The following is a 21,727-nucleotide window of genomic DNA, read 5'->3' on the forward strand; positions in this document are numbered from 1 at the left end:
ATTCTCCCTATCTGGTTTTCAAAAATTCCGCTTCTTTCTTCGCAGCTTTATCATTCGGATAGCTTGCCAGGTAATCTTCTAATTTTACCTCTGCACTTTCCCAGTCTTCCATCTGTTCATAAGCAACGATCACATTGAACTGCATCTCTTTTTTCAGCTTCTTACTGATGTCATCCTGCTCCAGTCCCAGATTGAAGTAATTCAGTGCTTCGCTTCCTTTTTCAAGTTTCAGATCGCAGCTTCCGATCAGATTGTAGATCGTTCCTGTCTGCTCAGCATCATTATCCAGTGCCTTTAAAAATGCTTTTCTTGCACCCTTATAATCTTTTTGTTCCCATTTGGCAATTCCGATTCCCCGGTAGGCATCGCCTGTATTTTTGTTCTTTTCTACTGCCTGTTCAAACTGTTCGATTGCCTGATCATATTCCCCTTCCTGCAGGTATTCCACTCCTTTTTTAGATGGATTCCCACACGCAGTCAGAAGTACTCCTGCTCCGACTACTGCAATCAGTGCTTTTATTCGTTTCATAAATCTTCTATACTCCCTCAATTTTTACTTTTCTTTAATCTATCTGCCAGTCGATCGGTTCTACCCCGTGCGCCCTTAGATAATCATTCGTCTGGCTAAATGGCTTACTTCCAAAGAATCCTCTGTATGCCGAAAGCGGACTTGGATGCGGAGCCTTTAAGATCAGATGCTTCGGATTGTTCAGCATTCTCGCTTTCTTCTGCGCCGGTGCTCCCCATAAGATGAATACGATCGGTCTGTCCTGGCTGTTTAATGCCATGATCGCTGCATCGGTAAATTCTTCCCATCCGATATCCCGGTGGGAATTCGCCTGATGCGCCCTTACGGTCAGTACTGTATTCAGCATCAGTACACCCTGCTCAGCCCATTTGGTCAGGCATCCGTGATTCGGGATCGTACATCCAAGATCATCATGGAGTTCTTTATAAATATTCACAAGAGACGGTGGAATATCTACCCCCTTCTTTACAGAAAAGCAAAGACCATGCGCCTGTCCTACATTATGATAAGGATCCTGTCCCAGAATAACCGCTTTTACATTATGTAAAGGTGTCAGGTGAAATGCATTAAAGATATCATCTGCCGGCGGAAATATCTGTCTGGTCCTGTATTCTTCATTCACCGTTTCAAATAATTTTTTATAATAAGGCTTTTTAAACTCTCCTTTTAGAGCTTCCAGCCAGTCATTATTAATTGCTGCCATTTCTTTATCTTCTTTGTATCTGCTTTTGCTGTCTGCTCTTATATTACAGACGGACAGATACGCCTCTTTCCCTCAAATATTCTTTTACTTCTTTAATTTCCAGTTCTTTATAATGGAATAACGATGCTGCCAGCGCCGCATCTGCCTTTCCTTCTGTCAGTGCATCGTAAAAATGCTCCAGATTACCGGCTCCTCCGGATGCAATCACCGGAATATTCACTTCTTCTGCGATTGCTTTTGTAAGCTCCAGATCATATCCGGCCTTTGTTCCGTCACAGTCCATGCTGGTAAGAAGGATCTCGCCTGCTCCCAGTTTTTCAACCTTTGCTGCCCATTCTACCGCATCAATCCCTACATCAATACGTCCGCCGTTTTTATAAATGTTCCATCCGCTTCCGTCTGCACGCTTCTTCGCATCAATCGCAACAACCACGCACTGGCTTCCGAACTTCTCTGCAGCTTCTGAGATCAGATCCGGTGTATTAATCGCAGATGAATTGATGGATATTTTATCTGCCCCTTCTCTTAACAATGCTTTAAAATCATCCACCGTACGGATTCCTCCACCGACGGTAAATGGAATAAATACATTTTCTGCTACCTTACGTACCATGTCTACAACTGTGCCTCTGGCATCTGAAGATGCTGTAATATCCAGAAATACCAACTCATCGGCACCTGCTTTATCGTAAGCTTTTGCAATCTCTACCGGATCACCTGCATCACGCAGTGACACAAAATTCACACCTTTTACGACTCTTCCGTTGTTAACATCCAGACATGGGATAATTCTCTTTGTATGCATCTGTTCATCCTCCCTATAATTCCACAAAGTTTTTCAGAATCTGAATTCCGATATCACTGCTCTTTTCCGGATGGAACTGGCAGGCAAATACATTGCCCTGTTCTACGGATGCATGGATATGGGTACTGTATTCTGTTGTAGCTGTTACGATTCCTTCATCTTCTGCTTTGAGATAATAAGAATGCACAAAATATACGTAAGAATCTTCCGGAATGCCTTTGAACAGACGTCCGTTATTCTGGAATTTTAAAGAGTTCCATCCCATATGCGGAATCTTAAGACCTTCTTTATCCGGAATTCGTAAGATTTCACCTTTTAAGATACCAAGACCTTCTACGCCCGGTGTCTCATCACTTCTTTCAAATAATAACTGTAATCCCAGGCAGATTCCAAGGAACGGCGTCCCTTTTGCTGTCACATCACGGATCACTTCATCCAGACCATATTGTCTTAACTTGCCCATGGCATCTCCGAATGCGCCTACTCCCGGGAGAATGACTTTGTCTGCATTCATAATGGTGTCTCTGTCTCTTGTAATCGTTACTTCCTGTCCCAGAAGCTGCATGGCTTTTTCCACACTCTTTATGTTTCCTGCGTCGTAATCAATAATTGCGATCATTTTTTGTCCTGCCTTTCATTATGTGTTTTCACAGGTGAACTGTTAGTTTTTATTTTACATCAAGTTCGAACCAGAATTCAACACCGTTGTCGTAATTCTTTACTCCGTATTGCTGATGGAAGGACTTCATGATTGCCTTTACGATAGATAATCCGATTCCGTTGCCTCCATATTCCCTTGTATGCGCCTTATCGACTTTGTAGAATTTATCCCAGATATGACCAATATCTTCTTCCGGGATCGGTGTACCAGTATTGAATACTGTGACTCTTACCTTATCACCTTCTACGATCATCTTAACTTCTATTACCTTGTCTCCGCTTACATGGTGGAATGCATTACTTACGTAATTTCTCACTACCTGTTCTACCTTAAATTCATCTGCCCATACGTAGATATCTTCTGTCTGACGGAAATTCACAGTTGCATCCGCCTGATCAGCAAGAATCTCCATACTCTGTAACACCCCTCTGATCAGTGCTGTCAGATTAAATCTGTCAAATACAATATCCTCATCACCAAATTCCAGCTGGTTTAATGTAAGAAGATTTTTCACCATACGGTTCATCTTGGCTGCTTCATCCATAATAACATCACAGTAGAAATCCCTGCTCTCTGCATCTTCGTTAACCCCTTCTTTTAGCCCTTCTGCATATCCCTGGATCAGTGCAATCGGGGTCTTTAACTCATGCGATACATTTCCAAGGAACTCATTTCTCATCTTTTCAAGTTTGTCTTTTTGTTCAATATCTTTTTGCAGGCTGTTGTTCGCTTTTTTCAATTCTGAGATCGTGCTTTCCAGTTTTTCAGACATACGGTTAAAGTTCGCTCCCAGTTCTCCGATCTCATTACTCCCTCCACTGGTATATTTGGCTTCGAAGTCCAGATCCGCCATACGGTCAGATAATCTTGCAAGTTCTCTTAACGGTTCTGTGATCCGCTTTGAAAAATACCAGATCAGAAGAACCGTAATAACGATCAGAATACTTCCTATATATAATAAGAAACGATTGGATATTGCCGCACTTTCTTTTATACTTTCTACCGGACTTCTTAAAAGAAACTGGCTTCCGTCATCAAGATTTCCCCACATTTCGATATAGTAGTTCTGATTCCACGGATCCCAGGATCTTGTGATCTGGTAATTATCCGTTGATTTGAGCACACTGCTTTCTTTCTGCGCCTGATTCAGGAAATATCCCATCAACTGATTTTTCAGCATATTCTTATCATGGACATTGGTATGGACATCGCTATCTTTTTCAATAACCAGATAAGATATATTATTCTTTTCTGCAAAATGAAGCAATGAATCATTCTTCTTTTTCGCATCCCAGTCATCATCATTGGATACATTGTTCAGATTCTCATAGAGTTCGATAAAACGTGATTCCTTATTACGGATATAATATGGCTCCAGAAATCTTCCATTGATGATCATGAATGCTGCTACCAGACAGATCAGAAGTCCCACAAATACCATACTCATCTGCGTCTTTAAAGACCGGTGTACATTCTGTGGTTTCATCCTTTTTTTTAAATTTTCTATCTTCATTATGCATCAACCTCGAATTTGTATCCCATTCCCCAGATGGTCTTGATATAATTGCCTTTTTCTCCGAGTTTGCTTCGTAATTTCTTCACATGGGTATCGATCGTTCTTGCATCTCCGAAATAATCATAATCCCATACATTGTTCAATATCTTCTCTCTTGACAATGCGATGCCCTGATTTTCCACAAAATACGCAAGCAGCTCAAATTCCTTGAAGCTTAATTCAATCTCTTTTCCATCGATCTTCACCTGATGTGCTGCTTTGTCAATCAGAATACCTCCGGCATCAATCTCATCACCACCGCCCAATACATTGGCTCTTCTTAAGATTGCATTGACCCTGGCAACCAGAATCTTCGGACTGAACGGTTTGGAAATGTATTCATCTACGCCCAGATCGAATCCCTGAAGTTCATCTCTTTCTTCTGATCTTGCTGTCAGCATGATGATCGGTACTTTTGATTCCTGACGCACTTCACGGCATACCTGCCATCCGTCCATCTTCGGCATCATAACGTCCAGAATGATCAGTGCAATGTTCTTCTCATCATAGAATTTTTCCATTGCTTCCATACCGTCCCCGGCCTCAATTACCTGATATCCTTCTCTCCCCAAGAAATCCTTTACAAGCTTCCTCATTCTGCTTTCATCGTCTACTACTAAAATTTTAATTTTATCCATGTGTGTGCCCTCCTCGTATATCTTTCTTACAATTCTTATGGATTAAAAATGTTTTTCTCATAATGGTATAAATGTCCTGATTTTGCATTATTTTTGAAAATCCTCATGCCTTCCGACATTTTAATTATATTATAACAAAGAACTATGTTAGCTTTGTGAAAATATTTATATTTTCTTATACAGCTCTCCACCGTCAGTACTTTTACATCTTTTTTGAACCTGCCACTAAAGTGTGTCTTGAAAATGCTTTCTACAAGATATATGTCACAATTTGTGGGAGATTTTGTCTGAATGAGGGCAACGTAATGGTCTACATCAACCAAATGCAAGCAAAACATACCACAAAATGGGGCATGTAGATTGCAGGAACGATTTTCAGACACACTCTCGCATCTCCTTACAAATCCATGGCAATAAAAAAGGCAGGACTTCCACCTTATCATGTACTGTTTGTTCTCCGAATCATTAGATTTTTAATTCTAACTTTTCAGAAGTCCATACATGATATGATAAATATCCTGCCTTTTATCAGATATGTTCACAGAGCACTTTCACTTCTGAAACTCCTTCTCAGTGAATCATCGTATGATATACTCTTTTTCTATGAACACTGCCTATTTTTCTTCTTCGTCTCTTCTTCTTTTCAGTTTGAATCCACCGATTCCTGCTCCGAGTGAAGAAACTGCAAGTCCAAGCCATCCAAGTACACCTGCCGGATCTCCTGTCTTAGCTGCTTTTGTGCTGCTGTTTGATCCTGTAGCTGTTCCGGATGTCTTTGATCCTGTTGTGCCTGTCTTTGTTCCGGATGTACCTGTTGTAGTTGTTGTACTTCCTGCTGTTGAAGATGCTTTTACAAGGGCGCTGATTGCTTTGTTCAGGTTCTCTGTTGCTGCGTCAACGCTTGTCTGATCTTTCTTCTCAGCCAATGCTGTCTTAGCTGATGTAAGGGCACTCTGAAGTGCTTTCCAGCTGTCTGCTGTGTAGTCTGACTCTTTTAAGCCTTCTGCTGTGCTGATTGCTTTTTCCAGTGCGTCTGTAGATACTTCTTTGACCGGATCTTCTGAATCAGCCTTTACAAGTGCTGCTACTGCACTGTCAAGAGCTTCTGCTGCGCTGTCTACTGCTTTCTGGCTTTCTTTTGCTTCCAGTACTGCCTTAGCTGTTGCAAGTGCATTCTGCATTGCTTTCCAGCTGTCTGCTGTGTAATCTGCTTCTTTTAAACCTTCTGCTACGGCGATAGATGCTTCCAGTTTTGCTGTGTCTACTTCTGCAGGTGTCTCTGATTTTTCCAGTGCATCGATTGCTGCATTTAAGTGCTCTGTTGCTTCATCTACTGTTGCCTGTGAGTGTTTTGCCTCTAATTCTTCTTTGGCTTCTTTTAACTCTACCTGCATTGCTTCCCAGCTTGCTTCTGTGTATTCATCTTTATTCAGTGCTTCTGCTTTGGCAATTGCTGCTTCCAGATTTGCTGTATTGATTTCTCCGGCATCTGGTTTTACGATGTTCTCATCGGTTGCCTGGAACTGATATGTTACATCATTATATCCAAGTGCTGAGATTGTAATTGTCCAGTATCCGGTTCCATCTGTTCCCTCTGGAAGGGTACATCTTAAGGAATCAGTAAGTCCGAGCTGGATTCCCATTGATTTATGCATCCAGTTATCTGATGCGAATTTTGTTCCGTATGTTGCTTTTGCATTGCTGTATGTGCTGTCATCGCCATAATATGTCCATTTTACAGCCTGCATATTTGCTCCAAGATCTCCATAGTTCTGAGTCAGATCTACTCTTAAGAACTCTCCGTATGATCCCTTTGCTTCTTTGACTGTCAGTCCTGCATCCTCTGCTGTTGGTGCTGTCTTTAATTCCTGTCCTGTGATTCCGGATTCTGTTCCTGTTTCTCTTGCTGAGAAGCTGAATGATCCATCCTCATTCTTAGTTGCTGTCTTAAGACCATTGGTGTTCTCTGTTACATTTGCTGTGATTCCTGAGTAGCTTGAAAGATTTCCTTCTGAGAATCCTCCTGTTAACTCTGAGCCATTCTCTACTACTGCATATTTCTGCGCAAATGCCTCGTAATCAGCTGCTGCAACTTTCACTGGTACATATTTCAGTCCTGTTACGATGTAGTGGTCAATATCATCTGTATTGTATGTGACTTTCTGGCCATTTGTCAGTACTGCCGTTGTACGGCTGTCTGCTTCCGGATAGTATGCTACACTGTAAGTAGATCCATCTTTCATATAGATGACTGATGAGCACTGATAGCTTCCTCTGTGTAATCCGTGGTTTGTTGTTGCACGTGTTACAACATCGAATGCTCCCTTATCGGATTCTCCCTTTGTATCTACTGCCTCAGATGATGAAGCATCTCCTGCTGCCTGTACACCTTCTGCTGCCCAGTACTCAGCCCATGTAAGTCCTGCGTATACATATTTGTATTCATTCTGATCGTTCACTGTATATGTGAAATCATAATCAGTTGTATATCCAGTTGATGCAACTGTGATTTCATATTTATCCCCATCTTTTGCATCTGCAAACGGCTTTGCTGTTGTGTCTAATGTTCCATCTTCTTTAATAATCTTTACAGAACCCTTTCCTGTTGCTGCATATTTTTCTCCATTTACTGTTACTGAAGAAATATTTTTCACGTACGCATCTGCATCATTCTGGCTATATTTTTCTGCCGGTACTAAACCATTACTTTCTTCATCATAACTAACCGGTACCTTATCTGTTGTAAGAAGGAACTTTGTAGTAATATCTGCGTATTTACCACTTTTGTCGCTGATTGTCAAAGTGTATTGTCCCGGAGTTGCATCTTTGCTGTCAAATGTAAGTTTTCCATCTTTTGCTTTTACATCTTTAAGCCCTTTTACGCTGTACTGTGCCTCGTAATCATCCGGAATACCACTGACTGTATACGTTGTTTCTCCAGACTCCAGCTCAGTATCTTCAACTTTTACTTCCCCTGAGAATTTAACCGGCACATAGATATTCACCGGAATTTCATAAATTCCTGCATCTGTATAATAAGTTACCTGGTTAATGGTCTGTCCCATCATAGCCTTGTAATTTTCATAACTCAGTTGGTTTCCATGTGATTCTGTAACAAATCCTGTACTCCATGCAAGTTCTGTCTTTTTCCAAATGTTTTCCACATGGCGAAGTCCGTATTTATCTCCTTCTTTCGTTCCAATCACAACACCGTATACTTTAGAAATAGAATCTGGCAAACCAGTCATATCTAATTCATAATCTCCGTAACGTGTCTCTGTTGAAAATTCTCCTGTAGCATCACTTAATGTCTGTGCTGTTCCTATAACCTTACCAAACGAAAGAGTTCCATCAGATTCAACCGATGCTTCTTTATAATATGATGGTTCTTCACTCAAAATATAATAAGAATAGTTTTCGCTTTCAAAAAGGGCATCTTTTCCTGTATATTCTGTTGTACTTGTATTTCCTTTTACACTTGTCGTAATAGAAACTTTACTGTCATCCGTAACCTGCTTATAATTCTTTAACGCATCTGAACTGATTTTAACAGGGAATGTCACTCCGCTGATATCTGAACCCTCCGGGTCTACATGATAAGATCCACCCGCAAGACGACTGACTCTTGTTTTTTGAAGTGTTGCAGAAGAAACGGCGTCTGTTTTACTGTTTGTATCAGCCTGATAAAATGCATTATATGGAATATTCATCAATACATAAACTTCTTTTGCCACTTCTGCTTTCTTAAGTCCTGCAATTGCTGCATCCAGTTCATTCTTTGCTGTATCTACAGCATCCTGGGATTTCTTTTCAGAAACAGCTGTCTCTGCTGCTGCAAGTTTCTCTTTTAATACGCTCCATGTCTCTGCTGTATAGTCTGACTCATTCAGCGCTTTTGCCTGTTCGATTGATTTTTCCAGAGCAGATGTATCCACTGTTACCGGTGCTTCTGCTACTGGTGCTGACTGGATTGCTTCCAGGACTGCTTTTTTAATAGCTGTTGAGGATCTTGTTGCTCCTGATACAGTATCCCATCCGTTAATTGTATCTTCTGTTGCATCTTTATCTTTTAATAATGTCTGGATACCTTTTGACTTACTGTATGCTTTTGCCAGATATGTTTTATTCTCATCTGTATACCCTTCACCCGGAGTTACTGTGATATCTGAGAATTTCCCATCTTTTACAGTCAGAGAGACTTCAACGTCATATTCATCCCATTCATCGTCTACATCTGCTTCTGTTCTTGTAACATGAGCTGTCTTTGTATATACGCCATCTTTTGCCACCTGGTCTTTTGTTACCGCCATTGCCGGTACAGCCGGGCAAATGCTGGCTGCCATTGTTGCTGACATGGCCACAGCCATTGCTTTTGTCTTCATCTCTTTCTTTTTCATAAAAGCCTCCTTATTGATAAATTTTATTATTAAGTTAGCCATCGCTAACCTATAACCCAAAAATTGCGCATCCTTAAAGACTATTTACAAATCCCCGTAATGCAGAGAACCTGCCACCGGCAACTTCTCTTGTATGCTATGGTATCTACGGAATCTGCCACTGGCAGATTCTTTCGAACGTAAGGTGACTTATAATTCCATATGGATGCGTTTGACTACTTCTCAGGATCCGTCGCCGTCGGATCTCTTCTGTTATGATCCGGCTATACACCAAGCCAGATAAACAATCCAAGTAAAATCACAGTTCTAAGTACTGTGAACCATATTTCATTTCCACGAAGTGCCTTTACTCCGCAGTGGATATTTTTCTTCGGACATGTGTCGATACATTTCTGGCACTGAAAGCAGTCTCCCTCTACCTTCCATGATCCGTCCTCCGGAAGTCCGATGTCGGATGGACATTTTCTTGTACAGCCACTGCACTTTGGAATGCAGTTTCCCCGGTCTCTGTGAAGTGAGAATAACGGTAATACCGGAACCAGTGAAAATACTGCTCCCATCGGACATAAGTTTCTGCAGAAGAAACGTTCTTCCAGACACATTCCCACAATCAACAAAATCAATATAACAAGACCAATTCCGTAACCTCCCAGGCGGAAGTTTCCTGCATGAAGCATAGAGAATACATCCCACGGACTTGTTCCCTGCGCCTTGCTGTATACACCGTTATAGCACATCAGTACGATGATGATCAGCAATACATATTTTAAATATGCAAGTTTTGATGCCACATGCTCCGGTATCTGAACCGGCTTTTTCTTTAATTTCTTGCAGACTGCTCTATATATTGCATTTACTGCATCTCCAAAACTTCCAAACGCACAGGCAAATCCACAGAAAAACCTTCCGAAGATCATCGTATATACACATACGACGATCAGTACACTTACGAATGAAGTAAGTGCCACTTTTTCACCTGCTCCGATCTGTGTAAATATGTATTTTACTCCGGCAAATGCTGCGGTATACACAGATGGTATAAAGATAAAATACAATAACTGAATGGCTGCTCTTAACCAGGTATGTATTTTTTTCATCTGTTTTACATTTAACTTTTTCTCTGTCTTTTCTGCCACTTTACTCTACCGCCTTTTCCAGTGCTTCTTTTGCTGCATTTTTGATTCCTGTAGAACTAAAGGTTGCTCCGCTTATGGTATCCACATCTGCACTCTGTGCCTCTACAATTTCCGGAATGATATCTTCTGCCATTGACAGATACGATCCATCCTCGCCGTCCGCTGATACGATATTTACCTCTGCAACTTTATGTTTTTCTATCTTTACTTCTATTTCAATCGTTCCTCCGAATCCATCTGCTTCTCCGGTATAAGTTCCGTTTTTATAAGCTCCGTCGGAGGATTCTTCGGAATCACCGGATTTTTCATCGGTAATCTTGGCATTTAATTTTGCAATCTGGTCGTCTTTTGCTCTTGTATCCAGGACTGAATTATATCCAAAGATCAGTCCCACTACAGCAATCGCACTGACCAGCCTCACCCAGAATTCTCTCATTCTTTTTCTCCTTATTCTCCGCTTTCTGCCTTACTGTTCTTTGCAGCAACCAGTGCGTTATCACACGCTTCCAGGATTGCTTTTGATGAGCAGGTTGCCCCGCTGATCACATCAATTCCTTCTGCATCGGATTTGCCGATCAGCTGACTTGCGACGCCTTTCTTGCTTGATGTTCCGTTTGCTGCTTTATTGATGTATTTATCATTAGATGAATCTCCATCGCCTGTCACATCCGTAACCGCAACAATCTTATCGTTCCTGATCGTAACTTTTAAGGACAGGTTATATGCCTCAAAATCTTCATCCTCATCCGGTTTACAAAGCGCGATTCCTTCATAAATTCCATTTTTGAAAATGTTATTATCATTATCGTCTCCGCCGTCGTCCTTTTTCTCAAGTAACGCCATCGCCTGATTCAGATTGGAAACTGCTTCGTCTACCTCATCCTGCGTGATCTTTGTCTTATCTGCGTCTACAAGCTTCTTCGCATCTTCTAGTCTTATTTCAAGCACCGCCCAGCTTGCTTCTGTGTATTCGTCCTGTACCAGTCCGTCTGCTTCTTCCAGAAGCTTTTCAAGTTCTGTAGTGTCTGCTTTTTTCTCTTCTTCTATCGTCTGCTGTCCGTTCGTTGCTTTTTCGGCTTCTTTTAATGCATTTTTCACTGCATTGATCAGACCGTTGGAACTATAAGTTGCTCCCGATACCACGTCTACATCGGTGCTTTGCTTTTTCATAATATTCTTTACAACTTCCATCGCACGGTCGAAGAATCTGGCATCGTCATGATTCTTTGTCACAAGTACGGCTTTGATGGACTGATCCTGAAGGACTACCGCAACTTCGATGTCACCGTTATAGCCTTCTGCTGTTCCGTAATAGATTCCTTCTTTATAAGGGAAATTACCGGTTACCTGTGTGGTATCTGATGTATCCTGTGATGACTGGCTGTCATCCGCTGCATTTTCAGCTGCTGCGCTTCCGCTTACCGCTGCCTGTCTTAATGCATCTCTTACCGCACTCTTGATTCCGTTAGAACTGTAGGTTGCTCCTGATACCACATCAACATTCGTGCTCTGTGTTGCAATAATGTTATTGATAAGAGCCATTGCACGGCTTAAGTAACTGCTGTCATCGTGATTCTCGATCACGTCTATCGATGTAATCTTTCCACCGCTGATCACAACCTGTACTTTTAAAGTACCACCAAATCCTGTTCCCGTTCCGTAGTAGGTTCCGTCTTTATATGCTGCCGCTTCCGCTTCATCTGCAAGTGTCAGCGTACTTCCTTCTGCCGCTGCATTGCCCGACTGTGACTGCCCGGTTGTTCCGCTGTCTTTTTCACCTGTCAGTGCATTCTTTACTGCACTGATAATTCCGTTAGAACTGTAAGTCGCTCCCGATACCACGTCGACTTCCAGTGTCTGTCCTGCAATGATGCGGTCGATCACACCTTTCGCACGGTTAAAAAATGCTGCATCATCCGATGAACTCAAGATATCAATCGCTGTAATCTGCTTATCTTTGATCGTAACTGCCACGCTGATCTCGCCTGCATAACCGGTTCCGGTTCCTTTATAGATTCCATCTTCCAGATCAAAAGAACCTTTTGCCTGTGCTTCTTCAGCTTTCGTCTCCTCAGTCTTGACTGGTTTTGTTTCTTTTGTCTGTGCCTGTGCTTCATACACCGGTGCCTGATACCCGCTTAACGACACCCCGATACATGCTGCAACTACAACCGCTGATGTAAATGGTGCTCCCTGTTTGATTTTTCTGATAATCTTTTCCTTTTCCATAACTTCGCCTCTATTTCATGTTTATGTCTTTTCATGTCACTGTACTATATGGAATCTTTCGTTCCAAACATTTCCTTCTGCTAACATTCCTTATTTTTTCATTACATGAACGTCATAATCAGATTCAAACTTATCTGCAATTCCCTCAGATACATATAATTCATTATCATCTGTAAGTAAGATCGTATCGAATTTATCACTGTTCTTTTTCCAGAACGCTTCTGCCTTATCTTTTCCCATGATAAACAGTGATGTGGAAAGTCCATCTGCCAATGTTCCATCATCGCTTACGATTGTAACGGATGTCAGACCGTTTTCCGCCGGATATCCGGTAGCCGGATCAATAATGTGATGATATTTCTTACCATCCTGTTCAAAATATCTCTCATAGCCGCCGGATGTGATAACTGCCTTATCTGCTGCCTGTAAGATTCCAAGATAATTGCCGTCTTCTTCCGGGCTTTCCACAGCAACTTTCCAGTCACTTCCGTCCGTTTTCTTACCTAACAGCTGTACGTTACCGCCAAGGCTTACAAGACCACTCGTTACTCCGCATTCTTTGTAAATGTCCATGATTCTGGAAGAGGTATATCCTTTGGCGATTCCTCCAAAATCAATCTTTACTCCTTCCGGAAGAGTAATCTTTTTTGATGCCTTGTCATAAGTAATCTTCGATGCATCCACTTTTTCAAGCAATGCGTTCAATTCATCCTGTCCCGGAACTCTGTAATTTTCTGTGGTAAATCCCCAGGCATCCATTACCGGATAGATAGAGATGTCAAATACGCCGTCAGTTTCTTTATAGAGCTTTTCTGATTCTTCAAACAGATAGGCGGTATCCTCTGATACCGTTCCTTCTCCTGCCTGATTGAGTTTATATACTTCGCTGGTCTCTTTTCCGGTAGATAACATCCCGTCTAATCTGTTGATCTCTTCTTCTGCCTTATCCACGGCTTCCTGTGCATGTTCTCCATACGCTGTGACCGTCATATAAGTATCCATTGCAAAGATATCTTTGCTTTGTTTTTCATCGTTTGCTGTATCTGTTTTTGTTGTTTTATTCTCAGTTGATGTCTGGGTCTTATCTGAAGAAGACTCCGTTTTATTACATCCAACCATTCCCACCGACATAGTGGCACATAAAATAGCAATTACAATCCGCTTTTTCATACTTTTATCCTTGTTTTGTCTTTTTATATCCTCAAGCTTTTCAGACTATCTGTGATAATTTCTTTATATTGTTAAACCAACATATATTTATCAAGTTAGTCTATTGAACTTTTGTTGCACGCTTCTAACTCAATAAATGTAGCATAGCTTTTTTAGAAGCGCAATTACTTTTCTTTATTTTGATATTTATTCTCATTATCATTCATTATATTCTAATACAGAGAACCTGCCACTGGCAGCTTCTCTTGCATACTTTGGTACAAAAAAATATCCCGGGACTCTTACAACTAAGAATTCCGGGATATTTTTTTAGTGGACCTGGCGGGAGTTGAACCCGCGTCCGAAAGCCCATCCATTCGAGCATCTCCCATCACAGTCATTATTCTGACATTCCCTCCATGTGTCACCTAATGACAGGTTACACACTTTAGTAGCTTCATAAGTTCTTCCATCTCCTCAAAGCTTTGGAAACGAAGTGCTCCGCCTGTTTGAAGCCGGTGACCCGAACAGCGGATGATCCGGGGCCGACTGCTGCCTAATTAGGCTGCGTACGCTAATTCATTGTCTGCGTTTATATTTAGATGGAACTTTTAACGTAGTGTCCCACTACGGATGGCTTCTCCAACTTCCAGACCCCCGTCGAAACCAGTACAAGCCCTGAATTGTTGCTTTTCTGGTTTGCAGACTGTCTTTTAGGTAAATTTTATTATAGTGCCAGAATCTCTTTATGTCAAGCATACTGCTTCAATTCTTTTCTAAAACACAGAGAACCTGTTACTGAAAGCTTCTCTTGCTTGCTTTGACATCTACAGAACCTGCCACGGAAACTTCTCTTGCTTGCTTTGACATCTACAGAAACTGCCACTGGCAGCTTCTTTCGAATACTTTGCATAAAAAAGACAGCTGCCATATAGAAATTTCTCTCTATCATAACAGCTGTCTCCATTATCAGTCATTTCTAATCTTTATAATTCTCTTTTATTCCACATCTCTTAATGCGTCATAATCTTCCTCACCTGTACGTACTTTTACAACTTTCTGTACATTGTAAACGAAGATCTTACCATCTCCAACATGTCCTGTGTAGAGTGTTCTCTTAACAGTATCGATGACTTTTTCTACCGGAATGCTTCCTACGATAACTTCTACTTTTACTTTTGGAAGTACGGTTACGTCCATTTCAACACCACGATATTTCTCGCCGGCACCTTTCTGGACTCCACATCCCATAACCTGTGTAACAGTCATTCCAGTTACTCCAAGATCATTTAAGGCACTCTTCAGTTTCTCATATCTTGAAAGTTTTGCGATAATAACCACTTTGTGGATTCCTGTCTCTGGATCTACCGGAGCTGCCACTTTGATAGCTGCTGCTCTCTGAGCTTCTGTTGCTTCATCGTAATCATTCTCACCAAGCTCTGTATTTTCATTGATACTCATGCTTCCTTCTGTGATATCCATCAAACTGAATCCTGCGTATGCAGATGCAAGACCATGTTCTTTCACATCCAGACCTACGATTTCCTCTTCTTCAGTAACTCTGAGTCCGATTGTCTTATCGATTACTTTGAATACGATTGTCATCGTAATGATCGTCCATGCCATAACAGTTACAACACCAAGAAGCTGTAATCCCAGCTGATGGAAACCACCACCATAGAACAGGCCTTTGATGGTACACTCTGGCGCACTCTTTGTTGCAAAAAGTCCGACTGCGATCGTACCCCAGATACCATTTAAGCAATGTACTGCAACAGCACCAACCGGGTCATCTACATGTGCCACATAATCACAGAACCATACGCCAAATACAACTAACAATCCGGCTACGGCACCAATGATAACAGCACCTGCTGCATCTACCACATCACAAGGAGCTGTAATTGCTACCAGTCCTGCAAGGGAAGCATTCAGACACATAGATACATCTGGTTTTCCATATTTTAACCATGTAAATACCATACATACAACGGTTGCAATTGCCGGTGCGATCGTAGTTGCCATAAAGATTGAAGCAAGCTGGGATCCTGTAGATGCCGCTGCACCGTTGAATCCATACCATCCAAACCAGAGGATAAAGCATCCAAGTGCACCGATTACAAGGTTATGTCCTGGAAATGCATGTACTTTTGTAACTTTTCCATCTTTGTCTCTTGTAAATTTACCAATTCTGGCTCCTTCCAGAGCAGCTCCGATAAATGCGGTTGTTCCACCTACCATATGTATTGCCGCAGAACCTGCAAAATCATGAAAGCCTAAGCTTGCAAGCCAGCCGCCGCCCCAGATCCAGTGAGCCTCGATCGGATATACAACTGCTGAAATAACTGCTGAATAAATACAATAAGATAAGAACTTGGTTCTTTCTGCCATTGCTCCGGATACGATGGTTGCTGTTGTTGCGCAGAACACAAGGTTAAATACGAAGTTAGACCAGTCAAAATGTGCATAATCGGTAAAGATTCCAAGTGTCGGTACTCCGATAAATCCTCCAAGTGCATCCTCTCCAAGTAAAATTCCAAATCCCAGTGGGATAAATACACAAGTTCCTATACAAAAGTCCATCAGGTTCTTCATGATAATGTTACCTGCATTCTTTGCTCTGGTAAATCCTGCCTCTACCATTGCAAATCCTGCCTGCATAAAAAATACAAAAGCCGCACCGATCAGGAACCATATTCCAAATACCTGTGTGCCTACAGCTTCCTGTATGGCCGTTAATACTTCTTTCGTCATAATGTTACCTCCTTCATCCTTCAGATGTACGATAACGTCCTTTCCCCGCCTCCGCCAGTTCCTTTCGGATACATGACAACAACCTTCAAACAAAAAGAGCGTGTACCTTCTGTGGCCGACTCACAGAATATACACGCCCTTGTGTTATCATGCATCCGCAGGGAATTGCCACAGACAGCTCCCGGCAGTTATCTTACAAAAAAAAGAAAAGCGCCTCGAAATGTTATCTTTCGAAGCGCCCTTGCTTTTATGTCCCGTAGTTTACCCCCATAAACTTTTTTTGTCAAGAAGATTTCTGACTTTTTGTTTGTCCAAAATGCATTTTCGTACATTTCCAACAATGACTAATTATTTTCCCGTTTATTTTTCTCTATATTTTTCACTTACTCAAGCCCAAGGATGTCTGCTAATACTTCTATAATGATCTCATTGGTGCATGATTTTACAAACCCCATCATATGTAAAGAGATTTCATCCTGCTTCTGTGCATCGGTAAGTTCCGGATTTGCTGCTGTGTCATTAATCATCTGCACCAGATGTGGTGTCAGTTCTTCATATGTCTCCATGGTTGTCTGTGTAACCAGTTTTCTTAATTCTTCCTTCTTTGTAGGTACCATATCCTGTCTTCTCCCTGTTCAATCCTAATCTATTCTAGAGCATGTCTGAAAAATTATTCCTGCAAAATATATGTCACACTCTAGCGAAGCTTCATCTTATAGTCACGTTCTGCTTCACGTCTCTGGTCTTTCTTTGCAATATCTTGACGTTTATCGTACAATTTCTTACCTTTTGCAAGACCAATCTCTACTTTTACAAGGCTTCCTTTAAAATATACCTTCAGAGGAACGATCGCCATTCCCTTTTCTTTTGTCTTTCCGATCAGTTTATTGATTTCTGACTTATGAAGCAAAAGCTTACGGACTCTGAGCGGATCTTTATTAAAAATATTGCCCTTTTCATATGGGCTGATATGCATGCCATAGATAAAGACTTCTCCATTTTCAATACGGATAAATGATTCTTTGATGCTGCACTTTCCCATTCTTAAGGACTTTACTTCCGTCCCGTGCAGTGCAATTCCTGTCTCATATTTTTCCAGTATAAAATAATCATGATATGCTTTTTTGTTATTCGCAACCATCTTGTCATTACTCTTCGCCATCTTCTATATCCCCCTTGCTTGCAATCTTAAAGTCAATCGTACGCATCAGACGGTCTGCATCCAGAACTTTGATCATAATCTTTTCACCAAGCTTATACACTTTCCGTGTATGCATTCCGATCATCTCGTATCTTGCCTCATCATATTCATAATGATCATCTGTCATATTCGTAACATGTACAAGCCCTTCTATTGTATTTGGAAGTTCTACATACATGCCCCATTTTGTAATTCCCGAGATCACGCCTTCGAAGATTTCCCCGATATGTGCCTGCATATATTCTACCTTCTTAAGCTTGATCGTCTCACGCTCCGCCTCATCTGCACGTCTTTCCATCTCGCTGGAACGTTTTGCCACTTCCGGCAGGATCGACTGATAATGTTCAATCTTGCTTTCATTCATCCGTCCGCGCAGGTTATCCTTGATAATACGATGAATCTGAAGGTCCGGATATCTTCGGATCGGTGAGGTAAAATGTGTATAATAATTTGCTGCCAGACCGAAATGTCCATCATTTTCTGCCGTATATTTTGCCTGCTTCATCGAACGGAGCGCCAGACGGCTGATCATGGCTTCTTCCGGTGTATCTTCTACTTTGCTGAGCAGTTTCTGGATTTCTTTTGGCCGGATCTCATTGGCACCAATGTGCATAGAGTATCCGAAATTATTGATAAACGTAGCTAATGTCCGGATTTTTTCTTCATCCGGTGCTTCATGTGTACGATATACGAACGGAAGCTCCTGCCAGTAATAATCTTCCGCTACCGTTTCATTCGCCAGAAGCATGAAGTCCTCGATGATCTTTGTCGCCACATTTCTGTCATACGGCTTAATCTCTACCGGTCTTCCCTGTTCATCCAGGATCATCTTCGTCTCCGGAAAATCAAAGTCGATCGAACCGCGTTTTTTTCTTCTTGCTCTTAATATTCCGGAAAGTTCCTGCATTCTTTCGAACATCGGAACCAGTTCTCTATATTCTTCGATTTCCGCCTCATCATGATCTGCCAGAATCTTCTTCACACTGGTATAAGACATTCTTCTGTCTACATGAATCACTGTCTCCGCAATCTCGTGAGCGATCACATCTCCGGATGGATCTACCGTCATGATACAGCTGAGTGCAAGTCTGTCTTCTCCTGCATTCAACGAACACATTCCGTTGGACAATGTATGCGGAAGCATCGGGATCACGCGGTCTACCAGATACACACTGGTTCCCCGCTCTAACGCTTCTCTATCCAGTGCGCTGTTCTCCTGCACATAATTCGTTACGTCTGCGATATGCACACCAAGAACATAATTCTCTCCTTCTTTTGTAAGGGATACTGCATCATCCAGGTCTTTGGCATCTTCTCCGTCAATCGTCACCATCTGCCAGTCACGCAGGTCTTTTCTTCCATTCATATCGGCTTCACTCACCGGTTTTGCCACGCGTTCTGCTTGTTTTAATACTTTTTCCGGGAATTCCACCGGAAGATCATAACCTTTTACAATGGACATGATATCCGTACCCGGATCATTGATATGACCTATGATTTCTACAATCTTTCCTTCCGGCTTTTTACCGTCTTCTCCGTAAGATGTCAATTCCACAAGAACCTTATGTCCATCTACAGCCCCCTTTGACCGTTCTACCGGTATAAAGATATCCTGGTCAAATCTTTGATTGTCCGGAATCACAAAACCATAATTCTTTCCAGGCTTTTTCTGATAGAGACCCACAACCTTCAGGATTCCACGTTCCAGAATCTTTACAATCTTTCCTTCCCGGCTTCTTCCTTCCGGTTCTTTTGAGATTACAACCTCTACATGATCCCCGTCAAATGCCCCACAGGTATCATCTGCACCTATGAATACATCGTCAGTATCTCCTTCATCCAATACTACAAATCCAAATCCCTTAAGACTTGCCCTGAATACACCGGTCAGACGTTTCGCATGTCCTTTGCAGTATTTTCCCCTTTTCGAAAGATAGATCTTTCCTTCCTGCTCCAGAGCTTCTAAGATCTGTCTTAATTCATCTCTTTCTTCTTTTGACACACGAAGAAGCATCGCAAGCTCCTTGAACTTCATTGGCGTATATAAGTCATCACAGATCAGACTGTAGACCACTTTTTTTCTTTTTTCGAATTTATTACTCATTTTCTGCTCCTTTGCATGTATATATCTACAGAACCTGCCACCGGCAGCTTCTTCCGAACGCGTGGCGATACACAGAACTTGCCACTGCTAACTTCTCTTGCATACTATGGTATCTGAAAAAGGGACCCTCCCATACAGGAGTGTCCCTCTCATGTCTTAAAAATATGCTTTATCCTACGCAAATACTTTCAAATTCAACACTGCTGCCAGTACAATAAACAGAATCGCAAGGAATTTTGTTGACTTCACCAGCGCACCTTCCATAGAACGTCCCTTGTTCTGTCCCCAGTAAGTATCAGCGATACCACTAATGGCACCAAGCCCAGCTGACTTACCTTCCTGCATCAACACGATAGCTGTTAATGCGATACAGTCTATTGCAAATATTATCATTAATACAATCTTCAAAATGTCCACTATTCACACCTCCTGCGGATAAACCAAATTTATTCTAGCACAGAAGCTTCAATAAGGCAAGTCAATCTCATACGAATCTTTGCAAATTTTGTATTAATCAATCACAGGCTCCACCTCGAACGGATTCTCATATTCTGCCACATCTCCCAGCCGCTCTTCAATGCGAAGGAGCTGGTTATACTTCTCCACGCGTTCCGATCTGCACGGTGCACCGGTCTTAATCTGTCCGGCTTCAGCAGCCACCGCAATATCCGCAATGAAGGTATCTGCAGTTTCACCCGATCTGTGGGATATGATCGTCTGATATCCTGCCTTTTGTGCCATTTTCACCGCCTCGAAAGCTTCTGTAAGTGTTCCGATCTGGTTTACCTTGATCAGGATTGCATTTGCCGCCTTCCGTTCAATTCCTTTTCTTAATCGTCTGGTATTGGTTACGAACAAGTCATCTCCAACGAGCTGTACCCGGTCCCCAAGTCTGTCTGTCAGCGTCTTCCATCCTTCCCAATCGTCTTCATCCAGCGGATCTTCAATAGATACCACCGGATACGACTCAATCAGCTCTTCATAATAATCTATTAACTCTTCCGAAGAACGCACGACTTTATATCCTTTTTTTCTTGCCTCTCCGTCAAAGACGTATTTTCTAAAGTTTTTATCATATAACTCCGATGCTGCCACATCCAATGCAATCGAGATCTCTTCGCCAGGCTTATATCCTGCTTTTTCCGTTGCCCTCACCAGCATACGCAGGACTTCATCAGCATTATGAAAATCCGGTGCAAAGCCACCCTCATCCCCGACTGCTGTACTGTATTCCTGGCTTTTCAAGATCTCTTTTAATTCATGATAGATCTCCGCACACATCTGAAGCCCGCTCCGGAAGTCTTTTGCTCCTACCGGCATGATCATGAATTCCTGTATATCGATCGTATTATCTGCGTGTCTTCCGCCATTCATGATATTCATCATCGGAACCGGAAGCTTTTTGACATTCGCTCCACCCAGATAAGAATACAGTGGAATCCCAAGTGCTGCCGCTGCTGCCCTTGCCGTTGCAAGTGACACTCCCAGCATCGCATTCGCCCCCAGATTCGACTTATTCCGGGTTCCATCCAGCCGTATCATCGCCTGATCAACAGCTGCCTGATCAAGTGCATTCATCCCGATCACCTCCGGGGCAATCCTTGCATTCACATGATCCGCCGCCTGGCATACACCAAGGCCTCTGTATCTTTTTTCTTTATCCCTTAATTCTACTGCTTCATATTTTCCCGTTGATGCTCCTGACGGAACACTTGCCCGCCCGCAGAATTCATCTCCTGCAAGCACCTCCACTTCTATTGTTGGATTGCCTCTTGAATCAAGTATTTCTCTTGCGTATACATCCGTAATCGGTAAATACTTATACATGATAATATCCTCCTCTTTATGGAAGATATTATGTTCTTT

At 42.0% G+C, this 21,727-nt stretch carries 17 protein-coding genes, 1 other RNA gene and 2 pseudogenes; 1 reads left to right on the top strand and 19 read right to left on the bottom strand.

The features are described 5' to 3' along the window. Positions 1–7 precede the first annotated feature (7 nt). Genes ACWJAF_RS04405 through ACWJAF_RS04430 form a run of 6 tightly spaced genes read right to left on the bottom strand, consistent with a single transcriptional unit; the run spans position 8 to position 4,891 of the window. Positions 8–529 carry a tetratricopeptide repeat protein gene (locus ACWJAF_RS04405; RefSeq protein ID WP_296031112.1) on the bottom strand — a complete coding sequence of 174 codons (522 nt, stop codon included), beginning with the start codon at positions 527–529 and terminating at the stop codon, positions 8–10. Positions 530–563: 34 nt separating this feature from the next. Then, positions 564–1,232, bottom strand: a complete 669-nt coding sequence (locus tag ACWJAF_RS04410; protein ID WP_296031110.1) for a uracil-DNA glycosylase — start codon at positions 1,230–1,232, stop codon at positions 564–566. A 43-nt stretch (positions 1,233–1,275) separates the two neighbouring features. Beyond that, positions 1,276–2,037 (bottom strand): imidazole glycerol phosphate synthase subunit HisF, encoded by a 762-nt coding sequence (hisF, locus tag ACWJAF_RS04415; RefSeq protein WP_448862464.1) that lies wholly within the window; start codon positions 2,035–2,037, stop codon positions 1,276–1,278. A 13-nt stretch (positions 2,038–2,050) separates the two neighbouring features. Further along, positions 2,051–2,656, bottom strand: coding sequence for an imidazole glycerol phosphate synthase subunit HisH (gene hisH / locus ACWJAF_RS04420; protein ID WP_296031105.1), 606 nt, complete (start codon positions 2,654–2,656; stop codon positions 2,051–2,053). Positions 2,657–2,705: 49 nt separating this feature from the next. Next, positions 2,706–4,184, bottom strand: coding sequence for a sensor histidine kinase (locus ACWJAF_RS04425; RefSeq protein ID WP_448862466.1), 1,479 nt, complete (start codon positions 4,182–4,184; stop codon positions 2,706–2,708). A gap of 26 nt (positions 4,185–4,210) precedes the next feature. Continuing rightward, positions 4,211–4,891, bottom strand: coding sequence for a response regulator transcription factor (locus ACWJAF_RS04430; RefSeq protein WP_296031100.1), 681 nt, complete (start codon positions 4,889–4,891; stop codon positions 4,211–4,213). A 155-nt stretch (positions 4,892–5,046) separates the two neighbouring features. On the opposite strand from ACWJAF_RS04430, the pseudogene ACWJAF_RS04435 reads away from it, so the two are divergent. Further along, a pseudogene (locus ACWJAF_RS04435) lies at positions 5,047–5,190 on the top strand (hypothetical protein); the annotation flags it as partial. Here the strand turns inward: ACWJAF_RS04435 and ACWJAF_RS04440 are convergent. The 13 genes and pseudogenes from ACWJAF_RS04440 to eno all read right to left on the bottom strand — a co-directional run. Further along, a pseudogene (locus tag ACWJAF_RS04440) lies at positions 5,125–5,334 on the bottom strand (DUF6783 domain-containing protein); the annotation flags it as partial. The pseudogenes ACWJAF_RS04435 and ACWJAF_RS04440 sit on opposite strands and share 66 nt — an antisense overlap. Before the next feature lie 171 nt (positions 5,335–5,505). Then, on the bottom strand, positions 5,506–9,288 hold the full coding sequence (locus tag ACWJAF_RS04445; protein WP_448862468.1) for a penicillin-binding Tp47 domain C-containing protein: 3,783 nt from the start codon (positions 9,286–9,288) through the stop codon (positions 5,506–5,508). Between the two features lie 263 nt (positions 9,289–9,551). After that, on the bottom strand, positions 9,552–10,424 hold the full coding sequence (locus ACWJAF_RS04450) for a 4Fe-4S binding protein (protein ID WP_448862470.1): 873 nt from the start codon (positions 10,422–10,424) through the stop codon (positions 9,552–9,554). A gap of 1 nt (position 10,425) precedes the next feature. After that, positions 10,426–10,860, bottom strand: coding sequence for an FMN-binding protein (locus ACWJAF_RS04455; protein ID WP_448862472.1), 435 nt, complete (start codon positions 10,858–10,860; stop codon positions 10,426–10,428). A gap of 11 nt (positions 10,861–10,871) precedes the next feature. Beyond that, complete coding sequence (locus ACWJAF_RS04460; RefSeq protein WP_448862474.1) at positions 10,872–12,653, bottom strand: FMN-binding protein; 1,782 nt, start codon at positions 12,651–12,653, stop codon at positions 10,872–10,874. Positions 12,654–12,743: 90 nt separating this feature from the next. After that, positions 12,744–13,823 (bottom strand): FAD:protein FMN transferase, encoded by a 1,080-nt coding sequence (locus ACWJAF_RS04465; protein WP_448862476.1) that lies wholly within the window; start codon positions 13,821–13,823, stop codon positions 12,744–12,746. A gap of 310 nt (positions 13,824–14,133) precedes the next feature. After that, positions 14,134–14,481: a transfer-messenger RNA gene (gene ssrA, locus ACWJAF_RS04470) on the bottom strand. A gap of 320 nt (positions 14,482–14,801) precedes the next feature. Then, positions 14,802–16,556 carry an ammonium transporter gene (locus tag ACWJAF_RS04475; RefSeq protein ID WP_448862478.1) on the bottom strand — a complete coding sequence of 585 codons (1,755 nt, stop codon included), beginning with the start codon at positions 16,554–16,556 and terminating at the stop codon, positions 14,802–14,804. 383 nt (positions 16,557–16,939) lie between these two features. Then, positions 16,940–17,173 (bottom strand): hypothetical protein, encoded by a 234-nt coding sequence (locus tag ACWJAF_RS04480; protein ID WP_296031084.1) that lies wholly within the window; start codon positions 17,171–17,173, stop codon positions 16,940–16,942. Positions 17,174–17,253: 80 nt separating this feature from the next. Then, a complete protein-coding gene (smpB, locus tag ACWJAF_RS04485; protein ID WP_296031080.1) occupies positions 17,254–17,718 on the bottom strand; it encodes an SsrA-binding protein SmpB in 465 nt (154 codons plus the stop codon). Beyond that, a complete protein-coding gene (gene rnr / locus ACWJAF_RS04490) occupies positions 17,705–19,861 on the bottom strand; it encodes a ribonuclease R (RefSeq protein ID WP_448862481.1) in 2,157 nt (718 codons plus the stop codon). The genes smpB and rnr overlap by 14 nt, the downstream gene beginning before the upstream one ends. Before the next feature lie 174 nt (positions 19,862–20,035). Next, positions 20,036–20,278: a preprotein translocase subunit SecG gene (gene secG, locus ACWJAF_RS04495; RefSeq protein WP_296031073.1), complete on the bottom strand. Its 243-nt coding sequence runs from the start codon at positions 20,276–20,278 to the stop codon at positions 20,036–20,038. A 93-nt stretch (positions 20,279–20,371) separates the two neighbouring features. Next, positions 20,372–21,688: a phosphopyruvate hydratase gene (eno, locus tag ACWJAF_RS04500; RefSeq protein ID WP_296092346.1), complete on the bottom strand. Its 1,317-nt coding sequence runs from the start codon at positions 21,686–21,688 to the stop codon at positions 20,372–20,374. Positions 21,689–21,727 lie beyond the last annotated feature (39 nt).

It is taken from the genome of Dorea sp. (assembly GCF_977044405.1).

Coding starts and splice junctions, on each gene's coding strand:
- ACWJAF_RS04405 (WP_296031112.1), bottom strand. CDS start 529: ATGAAACGAATAAAAGCACTGATTGCAGTAGTCGGAGCAGGAGTACTT.
- ACWJAF_RS04410 (WP_296031110.1), bottom strand. CDS start 1,232: ATGGCAGCAATTAATAATGACTGGCTGGAAGCTCTAAAAGGAGAGTTT.
- hisF (WP_448862464.1), bottom strand. CDS start 2,037: ATGCATACAAAGAGAATTATCCCATGTCTGGATGTTAACAACGGAAGA.
- hisH (WP_296031105.1), bottom strand. CDS start 2,656: ATGATCGCAATTATTGATTACGACGCAGGAAACATAAAGAGTGTGGAA.
- ACWJAF_RS04425 (WP_448862466.1), bottom strand. CDS start 4,184: ATGAAACCACAGAATGTACACCGGTCTTTAAAGACGCAGATGAGTATG.
- ACWJAF_RS04430 (WP_296031100.1), bottom strand. CDS start 4,891: ATGGATAAAATTAAAATTTTAGTAGTAGACGATGAAAGCAGAATGAGG.
- ACWJAF_RS04445 (WP_448862468.1), bottom strand. CDS start 9,288: ATGAAAAAGAAAGAGATGAAGACAAAAGCAATGGCTGTGGCCATGTCA.
- ACWJAF_RS04455 (WP_448862472.1), bottom strand. CDS start 10,860: ATGAGAGAATTCTGGGTGAGGCTGGTCAGTGCGATTGCTGTAGTGGGA.
- ACWJAF_RS04460 (WP_448862474.1), bottom strand. CDS start 12,653: ATGGAAAAGGAAAAGATTATCAGAAAAATCAAACAGGGAGCACCATTT.
- ACWJAF_RS04465 (WP_448862476.1), bottom strand. CDS start 13,823: ATGAAAAAGCGGATTGTAATTGCTATTTTATGTGCCACTATGTCGGTG.
- ACWJAF_RS04475 (WP_448862478.1), bottom strand. CDS start 16,556: ATGACGAAAGAAGTATTAACGGCCATACAGGAAGCTGTAGGCACACAG.
- ACWJAF_RS04480 (WP_296031084.1), bottom strand. CDS start 17,173: ATGGTACCTACAAAGAAGGAAGAATTAAGAAAACTGGTTACACAGACA.
- smpB (WP_296031080.1), bottom strand. CDS start 17,718: ATGGCGAAGAGTAATGACAAGATGGTTGCGAATAACAAAAAAGCATAT.
- rnr (WP_448862481.1), bottom strand. CDS start 19,861: ATGAGTAATAAATTCGAAAAAAGAAAAAAAGTGGTCTACAGTCTGATC.
- eno (WP_296092346.1), bottom strand. CDS start 21,688: ATGTATAAGTATTTACCGATTACGGATGTATACGCAAGAGAAATACTT.